22 protein-coding genes and 2 pseudogenes are annotated in these 25,816 nt (G+C 35.7%); all 24 read right to left on the reverse strand.

The window, feature by feature from the left end; genetic code table 11:
- Positions 1 to 33: 33 nt before the first annotated feature.
- The 24 genes and pseudogenes from galU to ACRWQN_RS15230 all read right to left on the reverse strand — a co-directional run bounded on the left by galU (position 34) and on the right by ACRWQN_RS15230 (position 25,749).
- Positions 34 to 915: a UTP--glucose-1-phosphate uridylyltransferase GalU gene (gene galU, locus ACRWQN_RS15115; RefSeq protein ID WP_434938663.1), complete on the reverse strand. Its 882-nt coding sequence runs from the start codon at positions 913 to 915 to the stop codon at positions 34 to 36.
- Between the two features lie 40 nt (positions 916 to 955).
- Positions 956 to 1,690 (reverse strand): glycosyltransferase family 2 protein, encoded by a 735-nt coding sequence (locus tag ACRWQN_RS15120; RefSeq protein WP_434938665.1) that lies wholly within the window; start codon positions 1,688 to 1,690, stop codon positions 956 to 958.
- A gap of 77 nt (positions 1,691 to 1,767) precedes the next feature.
- Positions 1,768 to 2,670 carry an NAD-dependent epimerase/dehydratase family protein gene (locus ACRWQN_RS15125; RefSeq protein WP_434938667.1) on the reverse strand — a complete coding sequence of 301 codons (903 nt, stop codon included), beginning with the start codon at positions 2,668 to 2,670 and terminating at the stop codon, positions 1,768 to 1,770.
- Complete coding sequence (locus ACRWQN_RS15130; protein ID WP_434938669.1) at positions 2,667 to 3,755, reverse strand: glycosyltransferase; 1,089 nt, start codon at positions 3,753 to 3,755, stop codon at positions 2,667 to 2,669. The genes ACRWQN_RS15125 and ACRWQN_RS15130 overlap by 4 nt, the downstream gene beginning before the upstream one ends.
- A complete protein-coding gene (locus ACRWQN_RS15135; protein ID WP_434938670.1) occupies positions 3,752 to 5,053 on the reverse strand; it encodes a hypothetical protein in 1,302 nt (433 codons plus the stop codon). Before ACRWQN_RS15135 ends, ACRWQN_RS15130 begins: the two co-directional genes overlap by 4 nt.
- A 3-nt stretch (positions 5,054 to 5,056) precedes the next feature.
- Positions 5,057 to 5,992, reverse strand: coding sequence for a glycosyltransferase family 2 protein (locus ACRWQN_RS15140; RefSeq protein WP_434938672.1), 936 nt, complete (start codon positions 5,990 to 5,992; stop codon positions 5,057 to 5,059).
- Between the two features lie 544 nt (positions 5,993 to 6,536).
- Positions 6,537 to 7,793, reverse strand: a complete 1,257-nt coding sequence (locus ACRWQN_RS15145) for an O-antigen translocase (protein ID WP_434938674.1) — start codon at positions 7,791 to 7,793, stop codon at positions 6,537 to 6,539.
- A complete protein-coding gene (locus tag ACRWQN_RS15150; protein ID WP_434938675.1) occupies positions 7,780 to 8,901 on the reverse strand; it encodes a DegT/DnrJ/EryC1/StrS family aminotransferase in 1,122 nt (373 codons plus the stop codon). Before ACRWQN_RS15150 ends, ACRWQN_RS15145 begins: the two co-directional genes overlap by 14 nt.
- Positions 8,902 to 8,939: 38 nt before the next feature.
- On the reverse strand, positions 8,940 to 9,689 hold the full coding sequence (locus ACRWQN_RS15155) for an N-acetyltransferase (RefSeq protein ID WP_434938676.1): 750 nt from the start codon (positions 9,687 to 9,689) through the stop codon (positions 8,940 to 8,942).
- A 13-nt stretch (positions 9,690 to 9,702) separates the two neighbouring features.
- Positions 9,703 to 10,545 carry a 3-hydroxyacyl-CoA dehydrogenase family protein gene (locus ACRWQN_RS15160; protein ID WP_434938678.1) on the reverse strand — a complete coding sequence of 281 codons (843 nt, stop codon included), beginning with the start codon at positions 10,543 to 10,545 and terminating at the stop codon, positions 9,703 to 9,705.
- The gene (locus ACRWQN_RS15165) at positions 10,538 to 10,945 is read right to left on the reverse strand and encodes a sugar 3,4-ketoisomerase (protein ID WP_434938680.1); all 408 of its coding nucleotides are present in this window, start codon (positions 10,943 to 10,945) and stop codon (positions 10,538 to 10,540) included. The genes ACRWQN_RS15160 and ACRWQN_RS15165 overlap by 8 nt, the downstream gene beginning before the upstream one ends.
- Complete coding sequence (rfbA, locus tag ACRWQN_RS15170) at positions 10,945 to 11,811, reverse strand: glucose-1-phosphate thymidylyltransferase RfbA (RefSeq protein ID WP_434938681.1); 867 nt, start codon at positions 11,809 to 11,811, stop codon at positions 10,945 to 10,947. Before rfbA ends, ACRWQN_RS15165 begins: the two co-directional genes overlap by 1 nt.
- A gap of 78 nt (positions 11,812 to 11,889) precedes the next feature.
- On the reverse strand, positions 11,890 to 12,960 hold the full coding sequence (rfbB, locus tag ACRWQN_RS15175) for a dTDP-glucose 4,6-dehydratase (RefSeq protein WP_434938683.1): 1,071 nt from the start codon (positions 12,958 to 12,960) through the stop codon (positions 11,890 to 11,892).
- Positions 12,961 to 12,987: 27 nt separating this feature from the next.
- Entirely contained in the window at positions 12,988 to 13,956 is a 969-nt protein-coding gene (locus tag ACRWQN_RS15180; RefSeq protein ID WP_434938685.1) for an exopolysaccharide biosynthesis polyprenyl glycosylphosphotransferase, read from the reverse strand.
- 431 nt (positions 13,957 to 14,387) lie between these two features.
- Positions 14,388 to 15,363 (reverse strand): annotated as a pseudogene (locus ACRWQN_RS15185) (Wzz/FepE/Etk N-terminal domain-containing protein).
- Between the two features lie 118 nt (positions 15,364 to 15,481).
- Positions 15,482 to 18,223: an SLBB domain-containing protein gene (locus ACRWQN_RS15190; protein ID WP_434938686.1), complete on the reverse strand. Its 2,742-nt coding sequence runs from the start codon at positions 18,221 to 18,223 to the stop codon at positions 15,482 to 15,484.
- A 733-nt stretch (positions 18,224 to 18,956) separates the two neighbouring features.
- Entirely contained in the window at positions 18,957 to 19,466 is a 510-nt protein-coding gene (rfaH, locus tag ACRWQN_RS15195) for a transcription/translation regulatory transformer protein RfaH (protein ID WP_434940672.1), read from the reverse strand.
- A gap of 235 nt (positions 19,467 to 19,701) precedes the next feature.
- A complete protein-coding gene (locus ACRWQN_RS15200; protein WP_434938688.1) occupies positions 19,702 to 20,256 on the reverse strand; it encodes a DUF4136 domain-containing protein in 555 nt (184 codons plus the stop codon).
- A 133-nt stretch (positions 20,257 to 20,389) separates the two neighbouring features.
- Positions 20,390 to 20,815: a Holliday junction resolvase RuvX gene (gene ruvX / locus ACRWQN_RS15205; protein ID WP_434938690.1), complete on the reverse strand. Its 426-nt coding sequence runs from the start codon at positions 20,813 to 20,815 to the stop codon at positions 20,390 to 20,392.
- 59 nt (positions 20,816 to 20,874) lie between these two features.
- A pseudogene (locus tag ACRWQN_RS15210) lies at positions 20,875 to 21,481 on the reverse strand (YqgE/AlgH family protein).
- A gap of 139 nt (positions 21,482 to 21,620) precedes the next feature.
- Positions 21,621 to 21,950: a stress response translation initiation inhibitor YciH gene (gene yciH, locus ACRWQN_RS15215; protein ID WP_226414092.1), complete on the reverse strand. Its 330-nt coding sequence runs from the start codon at positions 21,948 to 21,950 to the stop codon at positions 21,621 to 21,623.
- Positions 21,951 to 22,600: 650 nt separating this feature from the next.
- Positions 22,601 to 23,614, reverse strand: coding sequence for a ferrochelatase (gene hemH / locus ACRWQN_RS15220; protein WP_434931419.1), 1,014 nt, complete (start codon positions 23,612 to 23,614; stop codon positions 22,601 to 22,603).
- A 113-nt stretch (positions 23,615 to 23,727) separates the two neighbouring features.
- On the reverse strand, positions 23,728 to 24,252 hold the full coding sequence (locus tag ACRWQN_RS15225) for a glutathione peroxidase (protein WP_434940673.1): 525 nt from the start codon (positions 24,250 to 24,252) through the stop codon (positions 23,728 to 23,730).
- Between the two features lie 372 nt (positions 24,253 to 24,624).
- Positions 24,625 to 25,749, reverse strand: coding sequence for a hypothetical protein (locus tag ACRWQN_RS15230; protein ID WP_434938692.1), 1,125 nt, complete (start codon positions 25,747 to 25,749; stop codon positions 24,625 to 24,627).
- Positions 25,750 to 25,816 lie beyond the last annotated feature (67 nt).

Raw genomic sequence — 25,816 nt, forward strand, 5'->3', positions numbered from 1 at the left:
TTCAAAGCCTTTCATATGGAGCTGTATGTACAACTATTCAAGCATACTAGACACTTGAGCTTTAAACGCAGCACCAAGTTTAGGATCACGTAAGCCGTATTCAACAAACGCTTTCATATAGCCCAGCTTATCGCCACAATCATGTGACTTACCAGTCATATGGAACGCTTCAACAGTCTCTTGGTCTATCAACATATCAATCGCATCAGTTAACTGAATTTCGTCTCCTGCGCCATGTGGAGTCTTAGCTAATAATGGCCATATCTTTTCTGATAAGACATAACGCCCTACTACAGCTAAATTAGACGGCGCTTCACCAATAGTAGGTTTTTCAACCATAGCTTTAATCTTCGCCGAATCACCAGGTGCTATGTCAGCTCCATCACAATCAGCGATGCCATATTTATTGACGTCATTATCAGGTACCGGCGCAACCATAATCTGACTGACTAAACTGTGTTTGTAACGTTTAATCATTGCCGCGAGATTGTCAGTTTTTTGATTAGCACTGTAATAGTCTAAAATCACATCCGGTAAAACAACGATAAAAGAATTATTACCTATACAAGGTTTAGCACACAACACCGCATGACCTAACCCTTTGGCTTCGCCTTGACGCACATGCATAATTGTCACATCTTTGGGGCAAATAGCTTGTACTTCTTCAAGTAGCTGACGTTTGACTCGCTTCTCTAGGGTTGACTCAAGCTCGTATGATTTATCAAAGTGATTTTCAATCGCATTTTTACTGGCATGGGTTACTAAAACGATCTCTTTAACTCCTGCAGCCACACACTCATTAACAATGTACTGAATTAAGGGTTTATCAACTAAAGGCAACATCTCTTTCGGAATAGCTTTAGTCGCCGGTAACATACGCGTGCCTAGACCTGCAACGGGAATAACTACTTTCATATTACACCAAAAAACTGAATCGAAATTAAAGAATATATTATTAAAATCGCTTTGCTAAGGCATTCCTAATATAAAAAAACATTAAATAAATAACTTTAAAAATATTAATACCCATCTCACGTTTTAAAATATTGAAGTGCCAATACATAGCTCTAAATTTATTAGATGATACACTATTATTAAGAACACGATAACTAGCAAGAGGAGTGGAGATGGCTAAGGAATCATTATTAGATATAATATTTAACCACATAAGATAATCTTCGTGACCAATTTTTTTTTGATAAAACTTACCTAAAATATAACAGTTGTATATACCAGTAAGATTCCCTATACAATTTCCATGTAATAATTTATTATAAGTTACATTAAAATTTGCTGAAACTACATTTAAAAAAACGCCATTTTCATCAACACGATTATAGGAAGAATGAGAAATAAGATACCCACTAGATTTCATGGCAGAAAGTTGAAAACTCAGTTTATCGGCAAACCAAATATCATCGGAATCCAAGAAAGCAATATACTCACCAGAGGCTTTATCGATAGCGAAATTTCTAGGGATAACTGGGGAACCGGAATTTTCTCGCAAAACAAATAACTTTATTCTTTTGTCACAAAAACTTTGAACAATTGAAATAGTATTATCAGTTGAGCAATCATCAACAACTAACAACTCCCAATCTGAATAACTCTGTGAAATAACAGAATTAATAGAAACTGCTATCGTCTTCTCTGCGTTATAAGAGGGCATAACAATTGATACTAAAGACATAAAAACCTCAAAAACTCAAAAATCTAAAGCTCATAAAATTTGAATAAACCACTAAACAATTAACAAATAGAATCAAACTACAATTTACAAACATGTTTAATGAATAAATCTAGACCATCACCGAAGCTAGTAAGTTCAAAATCACCCACTTCATTTAGAACTCGATTATTAGATAAAACGTTAAAACTAACAATAGGTTGACTTACATTTATCAAATTAAAATCGCGCTCAACATCAAAATGGTTATTAATTAACTCTAGAACTTGAAGAGTAGAGCTGCCAAAGTTAGAACTAATATTATAAACGTTATAGATCAAGTCGGATTTTGACAGTAATTTAAAGAATATCTCGACAAAATCACATATATATATATAATCTCTAACCTCACGACCAGTACCCCATATATCAATTGATACACCATCAATGAACTTACCAATCAAAACTGCAACTAAACCTTGTGAACCTCGTATATTCTGATATTTCCCGTAAGGATTTGATGGCCTTATAATTAATATATCAGCACCATCGTTTTTAGCTATCGACTGTAGGTAATCTTCAAGCTCCGCCTTACTGCGCCCATATTGACAAATTGGATCGATAAGATCAGATTCTAAATGAGGGGTTTCAGAACTACTATAAACACGTCCTCCTGAAGAAAAAAACACCAATCTATTAACTAATTTTAAAATTGCATTAAAAGCTGACTTGTTTAAGTCTAATAACTTAGAGTAGTTATCAATACTAGAATTGACAGGGATATTATTTACAAGATAAATGGCATCATGAATATCGAGTGATTTTATAAATGAAAGCTTCGAAGCTACATCATAAAGCTCCCCCTTAATAAAAAATAAATTTTCATGTTTAATTATTGGCTCTGTCCTTCCATAAGCTATAACTTTATAGTTTTCAGAAATAAACTTCTCAATAAGGTTCAAACCGATGAAACTAGCCCCTCCTATTAATAAGACATGCTTCATCTTGCAGCCTCGATAACTTCTTGGAAAATATATCGTGATGTATTGACGACTGTCTGCCAGTTGTGATGGTCATGAACATACTTATTAGCTGTCAAGGACATTTCGGATAAACAAGATGTAGATATTGAGTTAGCCTTAATCATAGTATTCGCTATCGACTCAGGATTACCTTCCGTTAACCAACCGACATTATTACTACTAAGAATACTTGTCATGTTAGCTCCAGGTGTAACAATACAAGGAAGTCCAAAGTGTAGAGCTTCCAAAATCGCCATAGGAAAACCTTCATACCTTGAAGTTAAAATAAAAATATCACCGTTATTAAAAGCATTAACTTTTACAGAACCATAAGCAGGGCCCTTAAATACAATGTTGGGAGAACCTAATTCTAGCAATCTTTTTTTAACAACTCCTTCCTCTGCTACACTACCTTTCCCGTATATATCCAAAGAAAATTTATCTAAAAGATTTTTACTTTTTATAATAGATAGTGCATCTAAGAGTTGATCCGTACCTTTATGACTAAAATCTATCCTAGATAAATAGATAAATTTAAAACTTTCACAACCACTGCTTATCTTTAGATTGGCGCCAGAAAAGCTAAAATCAAGACCATTTGGCTCAACAAACCATTTATCTGACCATTTAAGAGAGTTAGTCATCTCATCTAAATTGGTAAACAGCACTCCTTTTGATCTTTTAAAAAATCGTTTAAAGAAAACAAAATTAGCTATGGTTTTTTTTAGTTTTGATTTTCGCTGTGCTGCAAACATCAAACTAGAATGCGGCTTAATCAAATACGGTATAGAGGTCCTTGTTAGAATATTTGATATTTTTATGTACTGATAAAAATACATACCATGAAAAACTACCAAATCGAACTGTGTAAAAAAAACGTCAAAAGACTGAATTTCGTCAAGATTATAAACAGCAAAATCAGTACTTGAATAATTACCAGATAAAACTAAAAGTGAGGACTCTAAACCTTCACCTAAAGAGTTATGATTAACTATCATTTCCGGTACTAATCGACCTATACCATTTGCTGGTTCAATTTTATTACCGACTATATGTAATACCTTCATAAAATTATCCGAGGTGTAAATGAATCACCTTTTTTAAAAAAATAGATAGGAACCATTATTACAATGAAAAAAATCATTAATATTAAATAACAAACCCATGACTTAAAAAATAAAAAGTAAGAGAAATCATTATTAAGTGGCAACATTAATATGGACACAATATAAACGGCATGAGCATAACCATGAACTAAAGGAGTAAATATTCTTCTTAAAAAATATAATCCTATTATATTGATACATATAACTACAGGTGCAATAACTAAAGAGGAAAGCCCAAAAATAGACCAAGCATGCGCTTGAACATATGAATTCGAATTAACCCAAGCATCACCAGCAGTAGGGAAAAATATTGATATAATTTCAGCCGCTGGATCTACACCCGAGAAGCCGAAAGAGCCGGCTAATGGCATACCATATGTAACCCTATCTAGACTCGGCGTTAATACACTATACATCATGTATCCCCCTTCGGCTTGACCGATAAAAATACGTGCTACTACCGAATAAAAGACCTCACCTAACGGGCTATTGTGCAATAACATAAATGAGGATATTAAAACAATCATGCTTATTAAAGGTATTAAAATAAAATAAGTATAATTTATTTTTTTACTACTTTTCAGATACAAAACAAACAAAATAAAGAAAACAATAATAAGTTTTGACTTCTGCATATCATACAAGCTATAAAATATGATCAAACACATATTTAAATTAAATATTCTAGCAGAGTTTGCAATTAGGTTTTTACAAACATAAGAATATACAAGTGATACAAAAGGGAAGTAAGCAAAAATATAACCTAGAAAAAGGCCACCAAGGCCTATTTCATTTTTTAGTATCTTAGCTTTAAGTAAACCAGCACCAATAAAATCACCGCCTATAGCCATGAATAGTGGAATATTACCAATTGATGCTATTTTTAAGGTAACAACAAATAGTGAACATAATAAAAGCAGGAGACTTGTGTTAGATGATACTGGTACCTTCTGTAGATTTATATCCAAGTTTATTACAAAAGATATAATACCAAGTAAAAAAAATAAAGTGGAAACAGATATAAATGTGTAAATAAAAGTTAAACTCAGAGTTTCACTAGATATAGCTTTCTCTATATTCATCACCATTGGAAAATCAAAAAAAGAAACTAAAATAGTTCCAGGTAAAATCTGGACAAATAAGGCCAGAAACAAGAACGAACCAAGCACTGTCGGATTTAATGAAAAAAATCTTAACTTATGATTTGATACAATTACAGAAATAAAGAACAACAGAAAAACAATAAAAATTTCAATCATACTTTACTTAACTCTTATTCGACATTTAATAGCATGAGCGAGCTTCCAGATTAAATATGGTCTAATTAAAAATAAGGCTTTATAAAAAGCCTTAAAAAAAAGACTATTTACATTACTAACATTATTTATCCATAATAACTTGCTGCCATTTACTATATAATCATCCCATTTTTTAAAAACTAATATCCCCTTATAATATGGCCATAAACAATCTTGCTGAAAACTGTAGAGAGAGTTTAAATAAGCAACATTACCGATTTTAGTAACTTGTTGGGACAAAGAATCAGCGTTCCTATAAAGAACTGTATTTTTATCAAGAAAAGAGATTTTTGTACCCATCTTTAGAATTTTAAACCAAAGCGGGTAATCTTCTAGCATATTATACTTTTCCTCAGCATAACCGACATCTTCTAATAATGATTTTCGAATAAAAGATGAAGGGGCTTGCAATGAACAGTCTTTTATCAATTTTTCGAGCTGTTCACTTGAATTTAAGGAGAAAAATTCAATATCATAAGGCATTTCTTTACTAATTTTTGAATCCTGAGTAAAAGAAAACATTTTAGAAAAAATAAGTGATGCATCAGCATTACTGTTAATAAAAGACATATTATCCGAAATGCAATTAGGTGTTAATATATCGTCCGCTGCAATAGTTTTTATCCAATCACTTGAACAATTGCGCCAAGCAATATTACAATTTATGGCTACGCCGCCGTTACACTTGGCAGAAAATAACTTAACAGAATGAAATTGATGTTGATTTACTTCTATCCATCTCTCTATAACATCGATGGTATTATCATTTGAACAATCATCTGAAATTATCAATTCAATAAACTTTGAACCATAATTTTGAACTAGAATACTGTTAAGGGTGTCAGTAACTGTTGCTGATGACTTATAACATATTACGGCAACACTTATAATTTCGCGCATAAAAGCCTACTATCTCATTTCTGTTAGGTTATTATTCTTCATTATGTAGATACTGGGTTCATCAATCTTTTTATCTACCTGGCAACTCACTCATTACCGAATAATAATTAAATAAAATACCTTTTAATATTAGTGTATTGGCGTAAACTCAATAATTACATACGATATGAATGGTTTTTTATATACTGTTCTTCAGCCGCTCTAAATAAGTCCGAAATAATATGATCGTGGTCATACAATTTAACATTTTGACCAAAAAATGTATGTTCATCGATAGAAATATTTCTAAACAATTAAATAAAAAATTATTGTTAAAAAACAATTATACCCAAGTGATAGTTCACCGCTATGATTTAAAATACTGAGTCTATTTCTTGCGGATATATTACTCAAATATACAACACACCCTAGATAAACATTTAATGAAAAATTGATTGTATCACGGGGGATTTATACGAAATTACAGATCTTGTTAAATACTTATACATCGATAGAAATAATAAATTCTTAATTATATATTTTAACTAACTTATATACCATTACGTTAATCTCTGACTTTTAAAAATCTAACTATAATAATAGCCATAACGATAAAATAAATTAAATAATTAATAAAGTAAGCTATAGACATACCTTCCAAGCCATACTCACCTACACAATGCAAAGCTAGAGTAACAAATGAGACTGAAAAAACAATTTCGGTTACAACATATTTTTTTAACATCTCTTTAGCTAACATTAAATAACTTAAAAGCCATGAACATAATTTAATAACATCACCACATAGCTGCCAAAAAAAGAGTTCTTTCATAGGCACAAACTCATTAGAGAACAATATAACTATAATATAATCTTTAATTAAGTAAATTATTAAAGCCATTAACATCACAGCTGGTATAAGTAATTTATAGCCATTGACTAGCTCATTTTTTATTTTTTGTTTATCTATAAGCTCGGAAAATTTAGGTAGGAAATAAATACTCAATGTGGTTGTTACAACCATCAAATACATACTAGAGATGTACCACATTGCTTGCCAGTGCCCGGCGGCTTCCCAACCAAGTTGAGCGCCTAAATAGTCACGAATTACTAGATGGGAAATAGGTACACAAACTGCAGAAACTAATGCCATGAGGGAAAATTTAAATAACCTCAATGATTGAGGTTTATCCAAAGCATCTGAAAAAGCTTGTATTTTTATAACAGCATGATTTCTAAGTTTATATATTAAAAATAAAAACACAAAAGACTGATTAGTGACAAGCGCTATTAAAATTCCATCTAATTGATAAAAATAGATCATAACAGTAGTAAAAACTAAACTGAATAAACTTTGAATTATATTAACACTTACATATAATTTAATCTCTTTCAAACCATTTAATATTGAAAGTAAAAGCTGGTTTAAAACAAAAAATATAATTGTCAGGCCAAAAAGAATAAATATATAAGCATACTCTTCTGACTGCAAAAATTTAACAGACAGAAAATTGCGAGAAACAATAATAACAAGGCCTGCGATAAAGGAAGTAATTAAACTTACTTTAAATGAGGTACTGAATAAACACTTTAGCTTCCATTTTTCATCTACATTATTTTCAGCAGTATATTTTGTAACCCCTTGGTTTATTCCGCCTTGACCGAATGTTAGACTAAGTTGTATAAAGTTTTGAAACTGGCCGATCAAGGCTAAACCAGAGGGGCCTATAAATATTGCTATAGCCTTGTTTATAACTAAAGCAGCTAACAATTTAACTGCTGTCGCAATAAAACTTAAAAATGATGTTTTAAATAGAGTCATACATTTCTATAATTTGACTAACCAATAAAACATCTTCAGTTTTCATTGTAGGACTAATAGGCAAGCTCAATACATGATTATGAATTAATTCAGTAATAGGATAACTTAAATCATTCCACTCTTTATATGCAGATTGCTTATGGGGCGGCACTGGATAGTGAATTAACGTATGCACATCACGTGACGCCAAAAATGACTGTAAAGCATCTCTGTTTTCGCACTGGATAACAAATAAATGCCAAACATGACCCTCGTAATCTAATGCAGAAATATGTTCATCTAATGGTAAAACTAAACTTGTCTTACGCAGGTTAGCTAAATAGGAATCGGCAACTTTTCGTCGTTGAGCTATGGCTTCATCTAACGAGCGTAATTTAATTCTAAGGAATGCTGCTTGCAATTCATCTAAACGGCTATTTACACCTGGATAAATATTTTCATATTTTTTGTGACTACCATAATTAGCAATAGCCCTAATTGTAGATGCCAACTGTTCGTCATTAGTGGTAATCGCACCAGCATCACCTAGTGCACCTAAGTTTTTACCGGGGTAAAAACTAAAGCCGCTTGCATGGCCCCAATTTCCTGCTTTTTTACCTAAAATGCTTGCACCATGAGCTTGAGCAGAATCCTCTAACACCAGAAGATTATAACGTTCAGCAATCTCCATTATGGCTGGCATATCAGACATTTGGCCATATAAATGTACGGGTAAAATTGCACGAGTATTTGTTGTTATTGCAGATTTAATATTTTTAACAGATATATTATACGACTTTGAATCTGGCTCCACCAGAACAGGAATTAGACCATTCTCTGTGATTGCTAATATACTGGCAATATAGGTATTAGCCGGTACGATTATTTCATCCCCTTCTTTAAGTCGCCCTAACTCTTTCCATGCTCGAATCGTTAATATTAAAGCATCTAATCCGTTGGCAACACCAATACAATACTTTGTTCCACAATATGCTGCGAATTCTTGTTCAAATTGTTGAACTTCACTACCCTGAATATACCAACCTGAATCAATAACTTTTGTACAAGCAGCAAGTAATTCATCTCTGTATTGCGCATTCAAATCTTTTAAATCTAAAAAAGGAATCACTAATATTTACTCTTTAGTTTATGAAATAAAAATAACAATTATATATCAAACTCTAACAACCATTTTTCAACGGTTTCTAATGGGTAACCACGATGAAAATGACTGCGCCATGGGTATGCATTGCGACCTGTTCCATCTTTTAATTTTATTTTAATTATTTCACAAATAGGCTTTGCAGGGTTTCCAGCAACTACCCAGCCCGCCTCAACATTCTTACCAACAATGCTGCCTGCACCAATTAAGGTATCAGAAGCAACTTTTACACCGGGTAAAATTACAGACATAGTTGCAATTACAGCAAAATCGCTTATTTCGCAGCCAAGAAGAACTTCACTTGGAGGATGTGGATCATTAGTCAAAACAACGTATGGAAATATCCAAACATAATTTCCTATTTTAGACTTATTACCAATGTGAACATTACTGTGGCATTTGACAAAATCTCCAATGTCACAATGGCCCTGAACATCACCCAAGGTACCTAATTGAAACCCGAGTCCAGCGTTAGTTTTTTCACGAACTGTAACTCTATGGCCTGTAATTAATCCATCACCAAAAACCGAATCAGAATAAAATACACTATGACTTCTGATATGGCTTTGATTCCCAATGGTTAAAGGTCTATCACTGCAAAACTTATTTTTAACACCGAGTTCACAATAAGATTCTATAACTGAATTATTACCAATAATCACATCATCATGTACTATAGAAAAAGCGCCAATAGAAACATTTTCACCAATAATTGCACTTTTGCTAATTATAGCCGTTGAATGTATTTTGTTCATTAGAGCTCCTTAATTAATATAAGTGAAATCCAACACTTGTTTTCCTTCCTAATTTATTTGCGCTGACCATTTTTTTCAACAAATATGAAGGTCGATATTTTGAATCGCCAGTAGCACTGTATAGAGCTTCCATAATAGATAAACAAACGTCATTTCCTATCATATCAGCTAATGCCAAAGGACCTAAAGGATGATGTGCCCCTAACTTCATTGCAGAGTCAATTTCATCTACACTTGCAACCCTAGTTTCGAGTAAACCGATAGCTTCATTAATCATAGGAATCAATAATCTATTTACAATAAAACCAGGGCTATCTTCAACTCTTACTGGATGCTTATTAATCGTTATGCTAAAGTCCCAACAAGATTTAATAGTTTTTTCCGCTGTTAACATTGATGGAATAATTTCAATTAATTCCATATTTGCAACAGGATTAAAAAAGTGTAACCCTATAAAATTTTCGGGGAACTTATATTTAGAACTCATATCAGTAACAGATAAGCTTGAAGTATTTGTTGCCCAAATAGTATTTTCAGTCACATATTCAGAAAAACTTTCTATAATCAATTTCTTTTTATTAATATCTTCACTTATTGCTTCGAAAACAAAATCAAAAAAAGTCCCATTTGGTATTGAGTTTACAATATTAATGTTTTTTAATATATCTTCTAGCGAAGTAGTCAACTTTTGTCTACGTATAGTTCTCTTCAAAGTATCTTCAAGCTTTTGTAAAACAATATTTTTTTTAGACTCATCCCTGACAAATATGGTCAAATTATTGCCAAAAACAGCTAATAATGATGCAACACCAACACCCATAGTTCCTGAACCAATAATCAAAATATGTTTAAACATTAATAACCTCTTTCAAAAAATCTTGGTAATCTCTTATATAATCCGATTCGTCATAGTGTTCACTTGCAATTACGACAAGTACACAGTCATTACTAAAATCATGCATTTCACGCCACTTATTATTATCAATATAAAGGCCTTTAAGTGGTGAATCTAAAATGATTTCTTGCCGTTGTTTTCCATCATCTAATATAAACCTACATGAACCGTGCAATGCTATTGCAACCTGCTTGAGCTCTTTATGTGCATGAAAACCTCTTGCAACACCTTCTTGAGTCGCAAAGAGGTAATAAACTCTTTTAATTTCGAATGGAATATTCTGATTTGATTGTAGCGAAACGAGTCCGCCTCGGTCATCACCAAGGTAATCCAATGAGATTATCTTTATTAATTCATCCATTACTGACTTATTAAATCCATCAAATAATTTCCGTAGCTGTTTTTAGATAATAACTTAGCGGTTGATTTAACTTGCTCATCAGATAGCCATTTATTTCTCCAGGCGATTTCTTCCAAGCATGCAATCTTATAACCTTGTCTTTTTTCAATCGTCTCAACAAATGTAGCAGCTTCAAGTAAACTGTCATATGTACCAGTATCAAGCCAAGCAAAGCCTCTGCCTAACAGCTCAACATTTAATGCGCCAAGCTCTAAATAAGCTTGGTTAACGCTTGTTATTTCTAACTCCCCTCTTTCAGAGGGCTTGACACTCTTAGCAATTTCAACAACCCGGTTATCATAAAAATATAAACCTGTAACAGCGAAGTTAGATTTAGGTTTAATTGGTTTTTCTTCTATTGTTATCGCTTTTTGATTATCATCAAATTCGACAACGCCAAAACGCTCAGGGTCTTTAACTTGATAGCCAAACACAGTTGCACCAGTTGTTCTACTTGCCGCTTTTATCAAAATAGGAGAGAAACCTTGCCCCCAAAATATATTATCACCCAAGGCTAAGCAGACGCTGTCAGTACCTATAAAATCTTCACCGATAATAAAAGCTTGAGCAAGCCCATCAGGTTTCTCTTGAACCGCAAACTGTAACTTGACCCCAAAGTCTGAACCATCGCCTAATAACCTTTTAAAAGATTGCATATCTTCTGGTGTAGTGATGATTAAGATCTCTTGTATTCCAGCCAACATTAATACAGATATTGGATAATAGATCATTGGTTTGTCATAAACAGGGAGTAACTGTTTTGAGATACCTTTAGTTATAGGATATAGACGAGTTCCTGAACCACCAGCTAATATAATGCCTTTCATAGTAAAATCGGTTCCTAGATAAATAGTTGATCCTAGGTTTAAGAAAACTAGGATATTAAAGCAAATTAATAAAAACGACTAAATGCCTAAACGCTCGCGTTTATAGCTTCCGTCTTGTACATGTTGGCACCATGTTTGATTATCTAAGTACCACTCAATCGTTTTGCGTAAGCCTGTTTCAAATGTTTCGACTGGAGTCCAGTTAAGTTCTTTACTCATCTTACTTGCATCAATCGCATAGCGTCGATCGTGACCTGGTCGATCAGTTACATAGGTTATTTGCTGTGCATACGTGCTGTCTTTGGGCACTAAAACATCTAAAATACTACAAATAGTTTGTACTACTTCAAGGTTTTGTTTTTCGTTATGGCCACCAATATTATAGGTTTCTCCTACTTTGCCTTCGGTAACAACTTTGTAGAGTGCACGGGCATGATCTTCAACAAATAACCAGTCACGTATTTGATCGCCTTTACCATATATAGGTAATGATTTACCTTCTAGTGCATTTAAAATGACTAACGGGATAAGTTTTTCAGGGAAATGATAAGGGCCATAGTTATTTGAGCAATTAGTAATCACTGTTGGTAATCCATAAGTGCGTAACCAAGCTCTAACAAGATGATCGCTTGATGCTTTTGATGCTGAATATGGGCTGCTTGGTGCATAAGCTGTAGTTTCAGTAAATAAGGGTAAATTAGTTGCTACTGAAACATCATCTGGATGAGGGAGATCACCATAGACTTCATCGGTTGAAATATGATGAAAACGAAATGACAGTTTAGCTTCTGGCGTTAGTGTATTCCAATATGCTCTCGTTGCCTCAAGCAAGGTATACGTACCGACAATATTAGTTTGGATAAAATCAGACGGTCCAGTAATAGAGCGATCAACGTGACTTTCTGCAGCTAGGTGCATTACAGCATCTGGTTGATAAGTAGCAAAAACACGATTTAATTCTTCATGATCGCAAATATCAACCTGTTCAAAATGGTAACGAGAATTGTCGCTCACTGATGCTAGCGATTCGAGGTTACCTGCATAAGTGAGTTTATCGACATTGATAACACTGTCTTGAGTGTTGGCGATGATGTGACGAACAACTGCAGAACCAATAAACCCTGCACCACCTGTAATAAGAATTTTCACAATATGTCTCTTCTAAGCTAAATTAAATCAACGACCCATACCAAACAAAACTACTTTAACAGTCTTGAACAAAATTTTAATATCAAGCCAAGTGCTGTGATGCTTAATATAGTAAATATCATACTTATGTTTCCAAACAGCATCTTCAACAGAAGCTCCATATGGATAACACACTTGTGCTAGCCCAGTCACACCCGGTTTAACTGCATGCCTAAAACGGTAGTATGGTATTTCTTTCTCAAGCTCGTCGATAAAGATTTCGCGCTCAGGCCTAGGACCAACTATCGACATTTCACCTTTGAAGATATTGATTATTTGTGGCAACTCATCAATACGTGTTCTGCGAATAAAGTTACCTACTTTGGTGACACGAGCATCGTTCTTAGCAGCCCATTGTGCACCAGTTTTTTCTGCGTCATTTCTCATTGATCTGAATTTGATAACTTCAAATTCTTCGTTATATTGGCCTGTTCGCTTTTGCTTATAAAAAACACCGCCAGGGGATTCTAACTTTATAGCTAAAGCCGTGAACAATCCAATAGGTAGCGCTACAATAGACAGCATTAACGCTGCAAAAACATCCAATATACGTTTTGCATATTGAGTTCGCTTCGTGGATAAGATCGAGAAAGCTTTTTGATGTAGGAAATAACTACTGTGTAATAATTTTACTTCTGTATAACCGAGTCTTGAATCAAGATAACTTACAAGTGGCTCAACCCAAGCACCTAATTCAGTGGCTACTACCAGGTAATGTCGCTGCTCCTTTGTTAAGTCGCTTGCATTATAGTGGCAAATTACTTTTTTATTTAAATCGGTCATTGAATAGTCATTTACAATCATATCGAAAGAGTAATCATCAACAATTTGACCTATGGTATGTTCCATACCAATAGGACAATAAACATAAATTGTTTTTTGTTTTAATGCTTCACTTCTTGATTTAAAACGATTACTTACTATTATCGATTTAAATTTATCGTTATTATAGAACATTTAATCTCTCACGAACAAAATTGTCTTCATACTGTTTTAAATTATATTAAGGTAAACAGCTGAAAAATTAGTTATCACTAAAAAATCGAATACCCTCTATAAATAGCAATAAAGGATTACTAAATACATAAGTACTATTTTCTGCCATAATTAATAATTGAGCTTTATCGGCAGAATTATAATTTCCGGTGCAAGTTTAAAGAAGTATATACTACGCCTTTGAGTTTACATTTTAAGACTAACCATCAATTATGTCATATATATATATCGGTTTTTAAAGCAAGCTTGGTATACATTTCAAAAATATTGATACACGCTAATAATTGCTCTGCTTCGCAGGGACTTAATTTTGCTGTTTTTAAAAAAGGCCCTATTACACAATAATTAAGGTTAAATTCAAATTTAAAATCTTTGTCGGAATCAGAACCAAATTAATTTTTTTTTCTCAAAAAATATCTAATTAATACAAACATGACACCTAAGATACCACCAAGTATTGTGCCTAACAGAGATATTAATGCTCGCTTAGGCTTAAATTTTTCTTCTGCTATTAATGCTGGGTCAATTGTTTTGAATACATATTCATCACGGACTTCGGCAAACATAATCGTTTTAGCCTGTTCTTCGACCAATTTATATAAGATGGTGCGGATATCAGCTACGTTAGTTTTTTCAATTTGGGATTCTAAAAAAGCAATGCTCCGTTTGGCTTCTGTTACATCCCGGTTTTTCATGACTTTATTAATGTCAGCAACTAACCAATTTACCCATTGCTGTGCGATGCTCGGCGATAAGTGTTCTATTGAAATTGTTACCATACTTGTTTCTTTATCAGTATTGATTACTATAATTTTACTGAATTTTTTAAATGCTTCTTGCATCGAGGGTTCTGGTTTAAATGGCGCTTGTACTTCACGAATCCACTTATTTTCCAAAGGTAAATACATTTTATCATTGTAGTTAATGGAATTGTCAGCCATATTCCAGCTTTTGCTCGCCATTAAATCAGGCAGCAAATTATGATTTTGTATAAAATCACTGGTGAATTGGCGTGACTTCATTACCTCTATGGCCATTTGTGTTTTACTATCTACACCGCCCTTGCGACCTAGGTTTATTCCTGCCATTGAGGCTAAACCTCCGAATTGCCCCGCTAGTGCAGCTAAACCACCACCACCTTGTTCTGTATCAGCTGGGGCTAATAAAGCCTCTGATTTATAGATGTTGGGTTGGTTTATAGCAAGTATTGCAGCGCCAACAGCAAAAACAAAAGTAATGGCAATAATTATCCACTTGCCTTGCCAAATGACTGAGAATAATTCTCGAAGGTCTATTTCATCAGAATTATTCTGCTGTGAATTTGCTGAAAAATTTGGCGTCGGTATAGTTATGTATTTCTGTCGACATTAATGAATTATCTCTTTAAATGATTAAAAATTAACAGTGATAACTGTTGTAACAGAGTTACTGAAAGTAATGATTAGCACACTCAGCTAATCATTACTCTGTTGATTATGATGTAAAATTACAGCCCAGAAATAGCGGATACAGCTACAGCAGTGTTATAGAGAATACCGGTAATTTGCGTCCAAAGAGTTAAGTTATCTTTATATTCGGTGTCTAACGGCATTATTACCGTGTCACCTGGTGATATCTCTGTTTCACTTGCAAACCAAGCACTGTTGCTTGGTAAAGTAACCGAACCATCGGCTTTGATAATATAAATGCGGTCTTCATCTGCGCGTTCGCGTGGGCCACCTGACAATGAAAGATATTGTTCAAGGGTGTAGCCCGATTTAAACCTGTGTGTTGATGGATGCTGAACTTCACCCATTACTGCAATGGTTTGTTTTATAGCTGGGATATAAAGCACGTCGGCATCTTCTAACTGTAAGTCGGCTTCATCTATACCTAAGCTAATAGCATTTAAATCGACCACTAAACGCCCTACTGCTTTTATATTTTCTAAATCAGTAAGCATCAATTGAGCGTCAGCATAATTAACTTGAATGCCGTCTTTAGAAATACCCCGACTGGCTATATCACGGCGTAATTGATTGGCCAGTTTTTTGATTTCTAACTCTTCTTGTTGTCTCACTGATTCACGCACAAATACAGACGCATTTCGCGCTGCATATTCAGTAAAACCACCGGCACGTTCAAGCAGTTGGGCTAATGTTTCGCCTCGGCCGATATTATAAACACCTGGGAACTTAACTTCGCCACGAAGCTCAACGCTTTTACTTTCTTGCCAGTCTGGGATGGTTTGAATCGTCAATGCATCACGACTTTGCAAGGCAAAATTAGCGGTCTGGTCCCCCATAAGAGCTGATGCGACATCAACACTTAGATGCATAATACCTGAACCATTATCATTAATTTGTGTTCTGGTTAATTCCGCGTTCTCAAGGTATGCACCTTCGGTTAAGCCACCCGCGGCTTTAATTAAGTCACTCACGGTTAGGTTGTCACTTAGGGGATACAAACCTGGGTGTCGAACCTTACCTGCTGCGGCAACAACTTTAACATTAGAGTGACCATTACCTTGTTGGTAAAGTTTACTAATAATCGGGTAAAGTAACTCAGCTCTGCTCATTGCATAGCTGACTTTAATGAGTTCAATATCGTCAAATAAGTTAGCTAACATTTGTGATACTTCATTCTTTACCGCATTCTGCTCTTGCGACGAATCAGTATCTCTAATGATGACGCCACCAATGTTTGTTTTAGCTGTTTTTTTATTACCCGAAAAATCCAATGACGCAAAGCCTGATTGAAAAAGATCATTGCCCAGTAGTGAATCACCTTTTAACGCGGCAACTTTTTCAACTCTTTGCTTGACTAGCTTATTTAATTCAAAACGGTTTTGAGTAGAATCATCATAATTGAATACGAGAATTTTATCGCGTGGTGATAAAACCAGATTGTCAGTTAAGGTTTCGCCAGTAATTGCGGCACCGAGGGAGAATTGCAATACATTGATATCACCGTACTTGTTTACTTCACGAATCACTAGGGCGTAGTTTAAATCGGCACTAGGCGCTAAATCACCCCATACACTCGGTAATACGCCGGCAATAGTTATCCCTTCTCGCCATTGATATTTACCAGGACGAACCACTGCACCGGCTAGTGTAATGGTGTTTTCAAATTGACTAGATGAATTTTTAACTCGAATAAAATCGCCATTTTTAGCTAATAAGGTTTGGTCTTTAGCTGAGGTTAAATCAAGGTTAATAATACTTTTTAAGCCGTTACTATTAAAACGTTCTAAACTGGTGGCTTTAGGGTACGCAGCTGCTTTTACGCCTGCTGCCATAGTAACGATATCTGAAATGGTTTCATTAGGCGCTATTTCATAAATTGCAGGTCTTCTCACTTCACCGGTTACACTGACTAATCCACCAACCGCAGGAATAAAAACAACATCACCTGAACGTAGGTTTATATCACCAGATGCATCACCTCGTAATAGTAGATCATACAAATCGAATTTACCGACTAATCGACCATTTCGTTTGACTTGAATATTTCTTAAACTGCCTATTTCGTTAATACCACCAGCAACAAATAATGCTTGGGTAATGGTTGATAAACTAGAAACAGTATAAGAGCCAGGTTTATAAGCATCGCCAGCAACAAAAATACGAATAGAACGAAGCTCGCCCATGCTGATATTAGATTCAATACCAATCATTTGTTGCTTAATTCGCTCGCTAATTGAATCTCTAGCGGCTGAAAAGCTCATGCCATTAAGTTGTATAGGGCCAAGTGAAGGAAACTGAAGATTACCATCACGACCAACGGTTAAACTATATTCTTGATTTTCTTTACCATACAATTGAACATTAATGACATCTCCTGGGCCTATCATATATTCACTTGGCACAGGAACATCTGACACTGGTGCAAATGTTGTCGGTTCACCAGCAAACATTTCATAACCAAATCTTGTTAGTTCATTACGCTGGCTATCTCGTTTAAAGTCATATTCAGAGTCTGATTTTTTTGCAGCTGAAGAGTCTGGGTTACTGGCTCTCTCATTTACCACCTGAGGGTTTTCAATTTTTGGTGCAGCGCTACTGCCTCCTCCAAAAGAAGATGGATCAACACCGTATTGTTTCGCAATTCTTGCCTGCTCTGATTTAGGCAGCTGTTTAAATTGCTCAATCATTTGTGGTGATGGAGTAACCGCTTGTACTGGCATGGTTAATATAATAAAGGCAGATAAGCCTGCAATGAACAATGTTTTGGTTTTATGAAACACCAGGTATCTCCAATATTATTAATAAAATTAGGGTTAATTTGATAAAAGCCTATAGCGAACTAGGCGACCGACGATAAGGCTTATGTACTTGGCAAATTGCCAAATTTTCAAAATATATATACTGCTGTTTGTAGCGATTAACACAGTATGCTTTGCTAACCTTGCTAACGTTCTTTGTAGCGACCGAGAAGCTATGCTTTGCTACCGTTCTTTGTAGCGACCGAGAAGCCATGCTTTGCTACCGTTCCGCGTGGCGACCGAGAAGCCATGCTTTGCTACCGTTCCGCGTGGCGACCGAGACGGTCTTCGGCGTTAGCTAAAAGACAGAAACTTTTCTGCCTGTTGTCTTTCAGACACGCTACCGCCCTTAGATTGCGGCTTCTATTGTGCCCTTCGCATTGCGAAACATCTAATTTTTTGATTAAATATTTATTAGTTCAAACTGAACCAATGTAAAATTTGGTGCGTATTATAACTTAAGTGTGTTGTTAAATATGTAGAAAAATCAATCAGTCGGCATTAAAAAAACATTTTGTAAAACTGATAAAGTCATACAAGTAACTTTAACATCAAAAAAAACCAATAAATATTTGATATAAAACATTAAAAACCATCAAATCCTTAATGTTTATCTGCGGTTAAAAGTTATAAACATAAGCTGCTGTAGTCAATGTCTTACAAGGTTGTCAGTATATCTCTATTATGTCGACTAACTTATAATCAACTCGATTAATTAACAATCATTACCTGCTGCACTTTTTTTGATTGCTTGCTCATCAATTAAAATACGCTTTTGTTGACCCATTATATTGAATAGAACATAACAACGCTTCTCTGCATTTCGCTCTTCGAAAATAGCTTCTAGGTCAATAAAAGGTCCTTCAGTAAAGGTAACTTTATCGCCTTTTATTAAGCCTTTTTCCAGCTCAGGCACAAAAGCATTAACACGCCGTTTAATGCCACTAATTAATCTATCATCTATAGGTGTCATCACTTCTTTGCAGCCGATAATACGACTGGCACCGCGAGTTGAGTGAATTTTACTCACGCTGAATTCAGTAGGGTCAAAATGGATAAACAGGTAATTAGGAAATAACGGTACGTCGACCATTTTGGTGATTGATTTTGATTTTTTTGATTCTTTAATCATTGGTAAATAGCTTTCAATTTGTTGAAGCGCTAAATTCTGTTGTGCACGTAATTCCTCACGCGGTTTACAATACAAAAGATACCAAGATTTCATCATGACTCACTTACAAATGAAGGGTGAATTTCCTTATCACGGTTAGGAATTTTATCAAATGGGTGAGAGTGGGTAAAGATAAACAGCACAGAATGATAGATGACACTGACTTATGTTTATGGTCGTTCATGTTTAGTGTTAGTTATTTTATTCTGATATTTACGAAATGCTGACTTTTAAACAATAAAGCGCTGCCCAAAAGGGAAGCGCTTTAAGAATCTATATCAGTTTTATACTACTTTTCTGCTTTTGGCGGGTAAGCTGACATTACATGTCCAATGGCATTGTTGATAATCTCTACACGCTCTTGTGGCGTATTTTGATCGCGTATGGTGTCTTCAACACTACCACGCCATACAAGCTTCCCCGTTTTATTATCAATTAAATCAATTATTAACGTGCCGACTTCATATTCACGCACCGTGGTTTGAGTGTGCATTGAACCACTCCATCCCCAACCTGGTCCATAATATGGGTTATAGCCAAAGTTGTTGTTAAACGTATCTACATTAATCTTTTTGTCTACTTTGGTCAGGTAGTTAACTAATAAATCCGCATCAGCTGAGACTTTAGTTAACCCTTTAGCTGCCATTTGACTATCGACGGCATCTCTTACTCGCTGATCAAGTAATCCATCTAAGTGATAACCTTTGTCTTCTTCTTTGGCTGCAACCCAAGTGAATGTTTTATATTGGTCAAATGACACTGCTGGGTCAAAATCAGTATTGGTTTTTAATGTGCTACATGCACTTAAGGCTAATACTGCTATCGCTAAAACTAACTTTTTCATACAAACTCCAAAAACATTTAAATAATCACCAGCTTATAGACAGTTAAATGATTGTCAAGTTCAGCATTTAATCAATAAATTAAATACTATTGCGGGTAACGAAAGGTCTGATTTAAAAATACGATAAAGCCGTTTAGTCTCCGAATTGATTTTCAAAGTAACTTTCGACAATCAGTACCGCAGAAATTGCATCAATTTGCCCTTTTGATAGTGCTTTAAATCCACCAAGTTCAAACAATCTGGCTTTGGCATCTGCCGTTGTTAGACGTTCATCTTGAGTCGCTACTTTTATACCAAAGCGCCCATTAATGCGGTTAGCAAACTTACGTGCCCGCTGGGTCATTTCTTGCTCTGTACCATCCATATTTAACGGTAATCCTACTACCACTAGATCTGGTTGCCATTCGGTTATCAATTTACCAATATCGTCCCAATTGGGAATGCCATCAACCGCTTTAATCGACATTAATGGACTGGCACTGGCGGTAATAGCTTGGCCGATTGCGATACCAATACTTTTGGTGCCATAGTCAAAACCTAATACGGTTTGAGGTTGCATGATGTTCCTTCAGGTAGATAATGTAGGCTTGGCATAGTGTCTAGTGTCGTATTTTTGTCTCAAGCATGGCCTACCTGAGATGAAATTTGCCACATATCAAAGCCCAATTGTTTAGAGGCGATATCCCACAGATGCTCAGGGTCTTTGGTATACAACAATTCTGGAGTTGCTTTAATGGTTAACCAGGTATTGTTTGCTAATTCTTGCTCTAATTGATCTTTTCCCCAACCAGCATAACCTAATGCGGACGACGTAATCTGCGGGCGATTTTTGAGTACCAATGGCTGATAATACATCGCGTGATGTCGTCAGCATGCAATAATCTGTTACCTGATGGCTATTAATCCAATTCGGCTGTGGACTATGAAGCACAAAGCCACGATCTGGTGACACTGGGCCGCCCGATAATACTTGAGAATTAATATAGAAAGCCGACTCAGGTGAAGGATTAAGCCCCATTTGCTCTAGTAAGTCTTCGAGCTCAAGACCGATTGGGCGATTCACGACCAATCCCATTGCGCCTTTTTCATCATGCTCACAAATGTAGATAACACTGCGCTCAAAAAATGTCTCTTCAAGCGATGGCATAGCAATTAATAGATAACCTTGTAAACAGTCACCTTGAAGACGGCCTTTTTTGGCAACACTGACTTCTGAACCATCCATAATAACTTCCTTTGCTTGAATACCTAGCCCTAATACTTACTTATTGAAACAGAGTGTACAAGTATATAAACCAATACTTTATTTAATAATCGTTTGATATTAATTATCTTTGGATATTAGGGGCTTAATGTTTAAGGGGTTATCCACCGGCTAGCTTCACCGTGTAACCCATTTTTTCTAATAGGGTTTTCAATTGTTCACGGTTATCTGTTTGAACCTCGATATCAAAGTCTTTCACAGTACCACCACAACCACACTGTTTTTTTAGTTTCTGAGCTAAGGCTTTAAGTTCAGTTTGATCTAAACCTAGGCCCTTTAGCACACTCACCCCTTTGCCTTTACGGCCTTTAGTATCTTTATGGATCCGAACTATGCCGTCACCATCGGGTACTGCTTCTACTTCTTTTTCAGGTTCAATACGGCCTTTATCGGTACTGAATACTAATCTTATATTAGGATCTATTTTCATAATTTATGTGTGCTTTTTTACAATAGATTTAGTCTATCAAATTGAGATAGATGAGGCGAGAAAGTAAATTTTATGCTGTGTTAATTACATTAATTGTATTAAAAGCAGATCCCCGACAAAAGCACTCGGGGATGACGGATAGGGAGCATTTGTGATGATGCTTCTAACGTCATCCCGGCAGTGCTTGTGGGCCGGGATCTGTTTCTAACAATAAGGTTTTACAATGTTAGCCATCATTTGAAGACGCATGGGAAACATTCATGATGATGCATTGGAAACATTGAAAATGAAGCATTGAAAACATTGAAAGCATTGAAAGCATTGAAGATGATGGATTGGAAGTATGCAGGCTTACGAAATGATGATTGGGAACAATGGTTTTAGTCTATGAAATTGAGATAGATGAGGCGAGAAAGTACATTTTTATGCTGTGTTAATGGTGTTTAGTTGAAACAAAAGCAGATCCCCGACAAAAGCACTCGGGGATGACGCATGGGAAACATTCATGATGATGCATTGGAAACATTGAACATGGTGCTAGCATTGAAGATGATGGATTGGAAGCATGCAGGCTGACGAAAGACTTTATACGTCATGCTGATAATGCTTCTAACGTCATCCCGGCAATGCTTGTGGGCCGGGATCAGTTTCTAACAATAAGGTTTTACAATGTTAGCCATCATTTGAATGTGGTCGTCATTATCATTTAAACATTCAATATATCTGAAGTCTGTGCCACCAGCACCTTCAAATACGTGACGATTTTCCCCTTGAATTTCTTCTAAGGTTTCTAAACAGTCAGCGCTAAATGCAGGGCAAATAACAGCAATATTATTAATGCCTTTAGCAGGTAAAGCTTCAATAGTGACGTCAGTATATGGCTGTAACCACTTTGCTTTACCGAAACGAGATTGGAAAGTAACGACGTAATCGTCTTCCGTTAAGCCTAATTTCTCAACCACTAAACGGCTGGTTTTCATACAAAAACAATAGTAAGGGTCGCCTAGATGTAAATTACGTTCCGGCATACCGTGATAGGACAGCACTAATTTTTGCGGTTTGCCATGCTTAGCAAAATCTTGCTCAATTGAATTAGCCAGTGCTGAGATTAAATCAGGATGATCATGATAGGTATTAATAAAGTGTAATGCGGGTAAGTAGCGCCATTTGCATAACTCTTTGGCGATTGCATCAAATGCCGAAGCCGTTGTGGGCGCGGCATATTGAGGATAAAGCGGTAATACCACTAAATTATCAATTCCTTGCTTGTGCATTTTTTGCAAAGTTGAAGCGACGGAGGGTGAACCGTATCGCATGGCTAGGTGTACGCTAGCATCAATTCCGCTTGAAGCTAATAACTTATCGAGCTTAGCCTGCTGTTGTTGACTTATAGCCAGCAGCGGAGAGCCATTCTCAGTCCAAATTTGCTTGTATAAAGCGGCAGATTTTGCTGGACGAACGCGTAATATAATACCGTGAAGGATCATCATCCATACTAGTTTAGGGATTTCGACTACACGAGGATCGGCCAAAAACTCTGCCAAATAACGTCTGACGGCTGAGGTGGTAGGCGCATCAGGCGTACCTAAGTTAAGCAATAATACGCCTGTTTTACCGCGAGCACTGTGCCCTGTCTCTTTATCTAACCCTGAAAATCGCGCCAAAGCTCGCTCCTAGTATAATGAACTGATGAATATATTTATTTATGACAAGAGGATATTTGGAAAATATCCTCTTGTCTCAATTTTTTATTAAAAATGCGACTGAAATTAAATAATTAAATACTTAGTTGCTTGTCGATAGCTTTTTTGAGCTCTTCACTATCTGGTTTTACGCGCGAATTAAACTGGGTCACAGTCTCACCGTCAGCCGAAACTAAATATTTGTAAAAGTTCCACTTTGGCGCCGTGCTTTTCTGGTTTAAGTGCTGAAAGACTGAGTTGGCATTGTTACCACGTACTGGCGAGGTGGCAACCATAGTGAATGTCACACCATAATTGATAAAACAGACATCGGCGGTTTTGGCTTCATCTTTTTCTTCTTGGAAAAAATCATCAGATGGAAAACCAATAACAACTAATCCTTTGTCTTTATACTGTTTGTGTAAGGCTTCAAGCCCTTCAAATTGTGAGGTAAAGCCACAGTTTGAAGCCGTGTTGACTATTAACACTGTTTTACCTTCGGTTAGCTCACACAAGTTGACGTTATCGTCTGAATGCAGTTTACGCGCTTCTACATTTAGGTAATCAGGGCAACTTGCTGCACTAGCATTAGCATTAGCATTAGCACTGAAAAATGTCATACCGATAGTAAGAGCCACTAGTGATGTGGCAACCAATGAAAGCTTCGCTATAGAAGGAAGCGTTTTTGAAGACATTTGCGATAAACCTGACATAAGTCATCCTTATTGAATTAATGAATACGTTAAGCTGCTAATATTTAACTAAATCTACTGATATCTAGCTTTACTAAAAACTGACTTTTAGAAAATGGCTAGTTAGCTAGTAAGCACTAACTGAGTAAGTGCTAGTGACGATTAAATCAATATTATCAGCACAATTTTACAGCCCAGAATATGTCTCATGTATACGATTATGCTGCTGACTTGGATCACTAGTTTGAAATCATTGATATAGCGAAATTAACTCTTGTACATCGTTAAGTCTGAGCCTAATTAAAAATAAAACCCGACATTAATGTTTAGTCGAGAATGCCACGAGGTATCATCATTATCAATGCCAACACCGTCGCCGCCAACAAAGTACATATTCTTACCCACGATCCAGTCAAGATACGAATAAAATTTACCTGCGGTAATAGCACAGCCCGTTACATTTTGAATCGAATCAGCAAGCCCACTTCCTGATACAAGTACAGTGCTGTAATCGTTATAACAGTTAATATTTGAAATAGGTCCAAAATTTACATCGATAGATTTTGATAGGTTAGCGGTTACTACATCAGCTTGTGACGCTATTTCAAATGGGTATAAAAATGCCGATAATGCGATACGATTACCATACTTAACATCATAATTGTAATGTAAATACTGCAATTGAAGTTGCCAGGTTAGCCAATCTACTTGCCAATGCACTGCGCCGGAAAATGTGCTGATGTCATCTGTATTAGGTGTATTGCCATCAATCCCCTCTGCCCCGTTAACGCTAGTAACATAATCGAGTTGACCATATTGAATAGAACTACCAATCTTTTGGCTAAAACTATTTTGGCTTATCTCATATTCAACACGGGCATTTAATTGGCCAGATTCTTGATAAGGTGATTGCTCTGTGGTTGCCACATCGAAAGAGTAGCGATCAAAACGGCTACCTTTGCCGTACTCATCATTGGCGAAATAAGCTAAATCGACACGTAAATTATCACGCTGATATTGATAATGTATTCCCGCATCATAATCATCTTCAAAACCTATGTAGTATGTCGCACCAAACCAAAAAGAATGCGCCGCGTAAGGCAATAGTCCAAATGGCACTTGGGTAACTCCCACCTGCACTGATTGTGCCTCATTAAATTGATAACCCATATACGCATGGTGGATGACATCCATATCTTGGTACCAACGATATTGGGCTGAAGCAAACAAACCATCGCCGGTTTTGTAATTAACATCGGCGCGAAATAACTCAAACTCTAGTTTTGCGTTATTGTCATAATCTTTCCAGCCGTAGTTAACGCGTACAGCGCCACCAATATCTAGCTCATCAGTGACCTCAACGGCTTGAGACTGAAAAGGTAAAATAGCGAGTAATAATGGTGATAATTTCTTGAGAAAAGACATGAAATAACCCTTAGGATGGTATTAACGTGATGAAAGCAAATCCCCATTTGATCGGTTGTAAAGTGAC

It is taken from the genome of Shewanella sp. HL-SH8, from assembly GCF_051165765.1.
In the GTDB taxonomy this organism is placed as follows: domain Bacteria; phylum Pseudomonadota; class Gammaproteobacteria; order Enterobacterales; family Shewanellaceae; genus Shewanella; species Shewanella glacialimarina.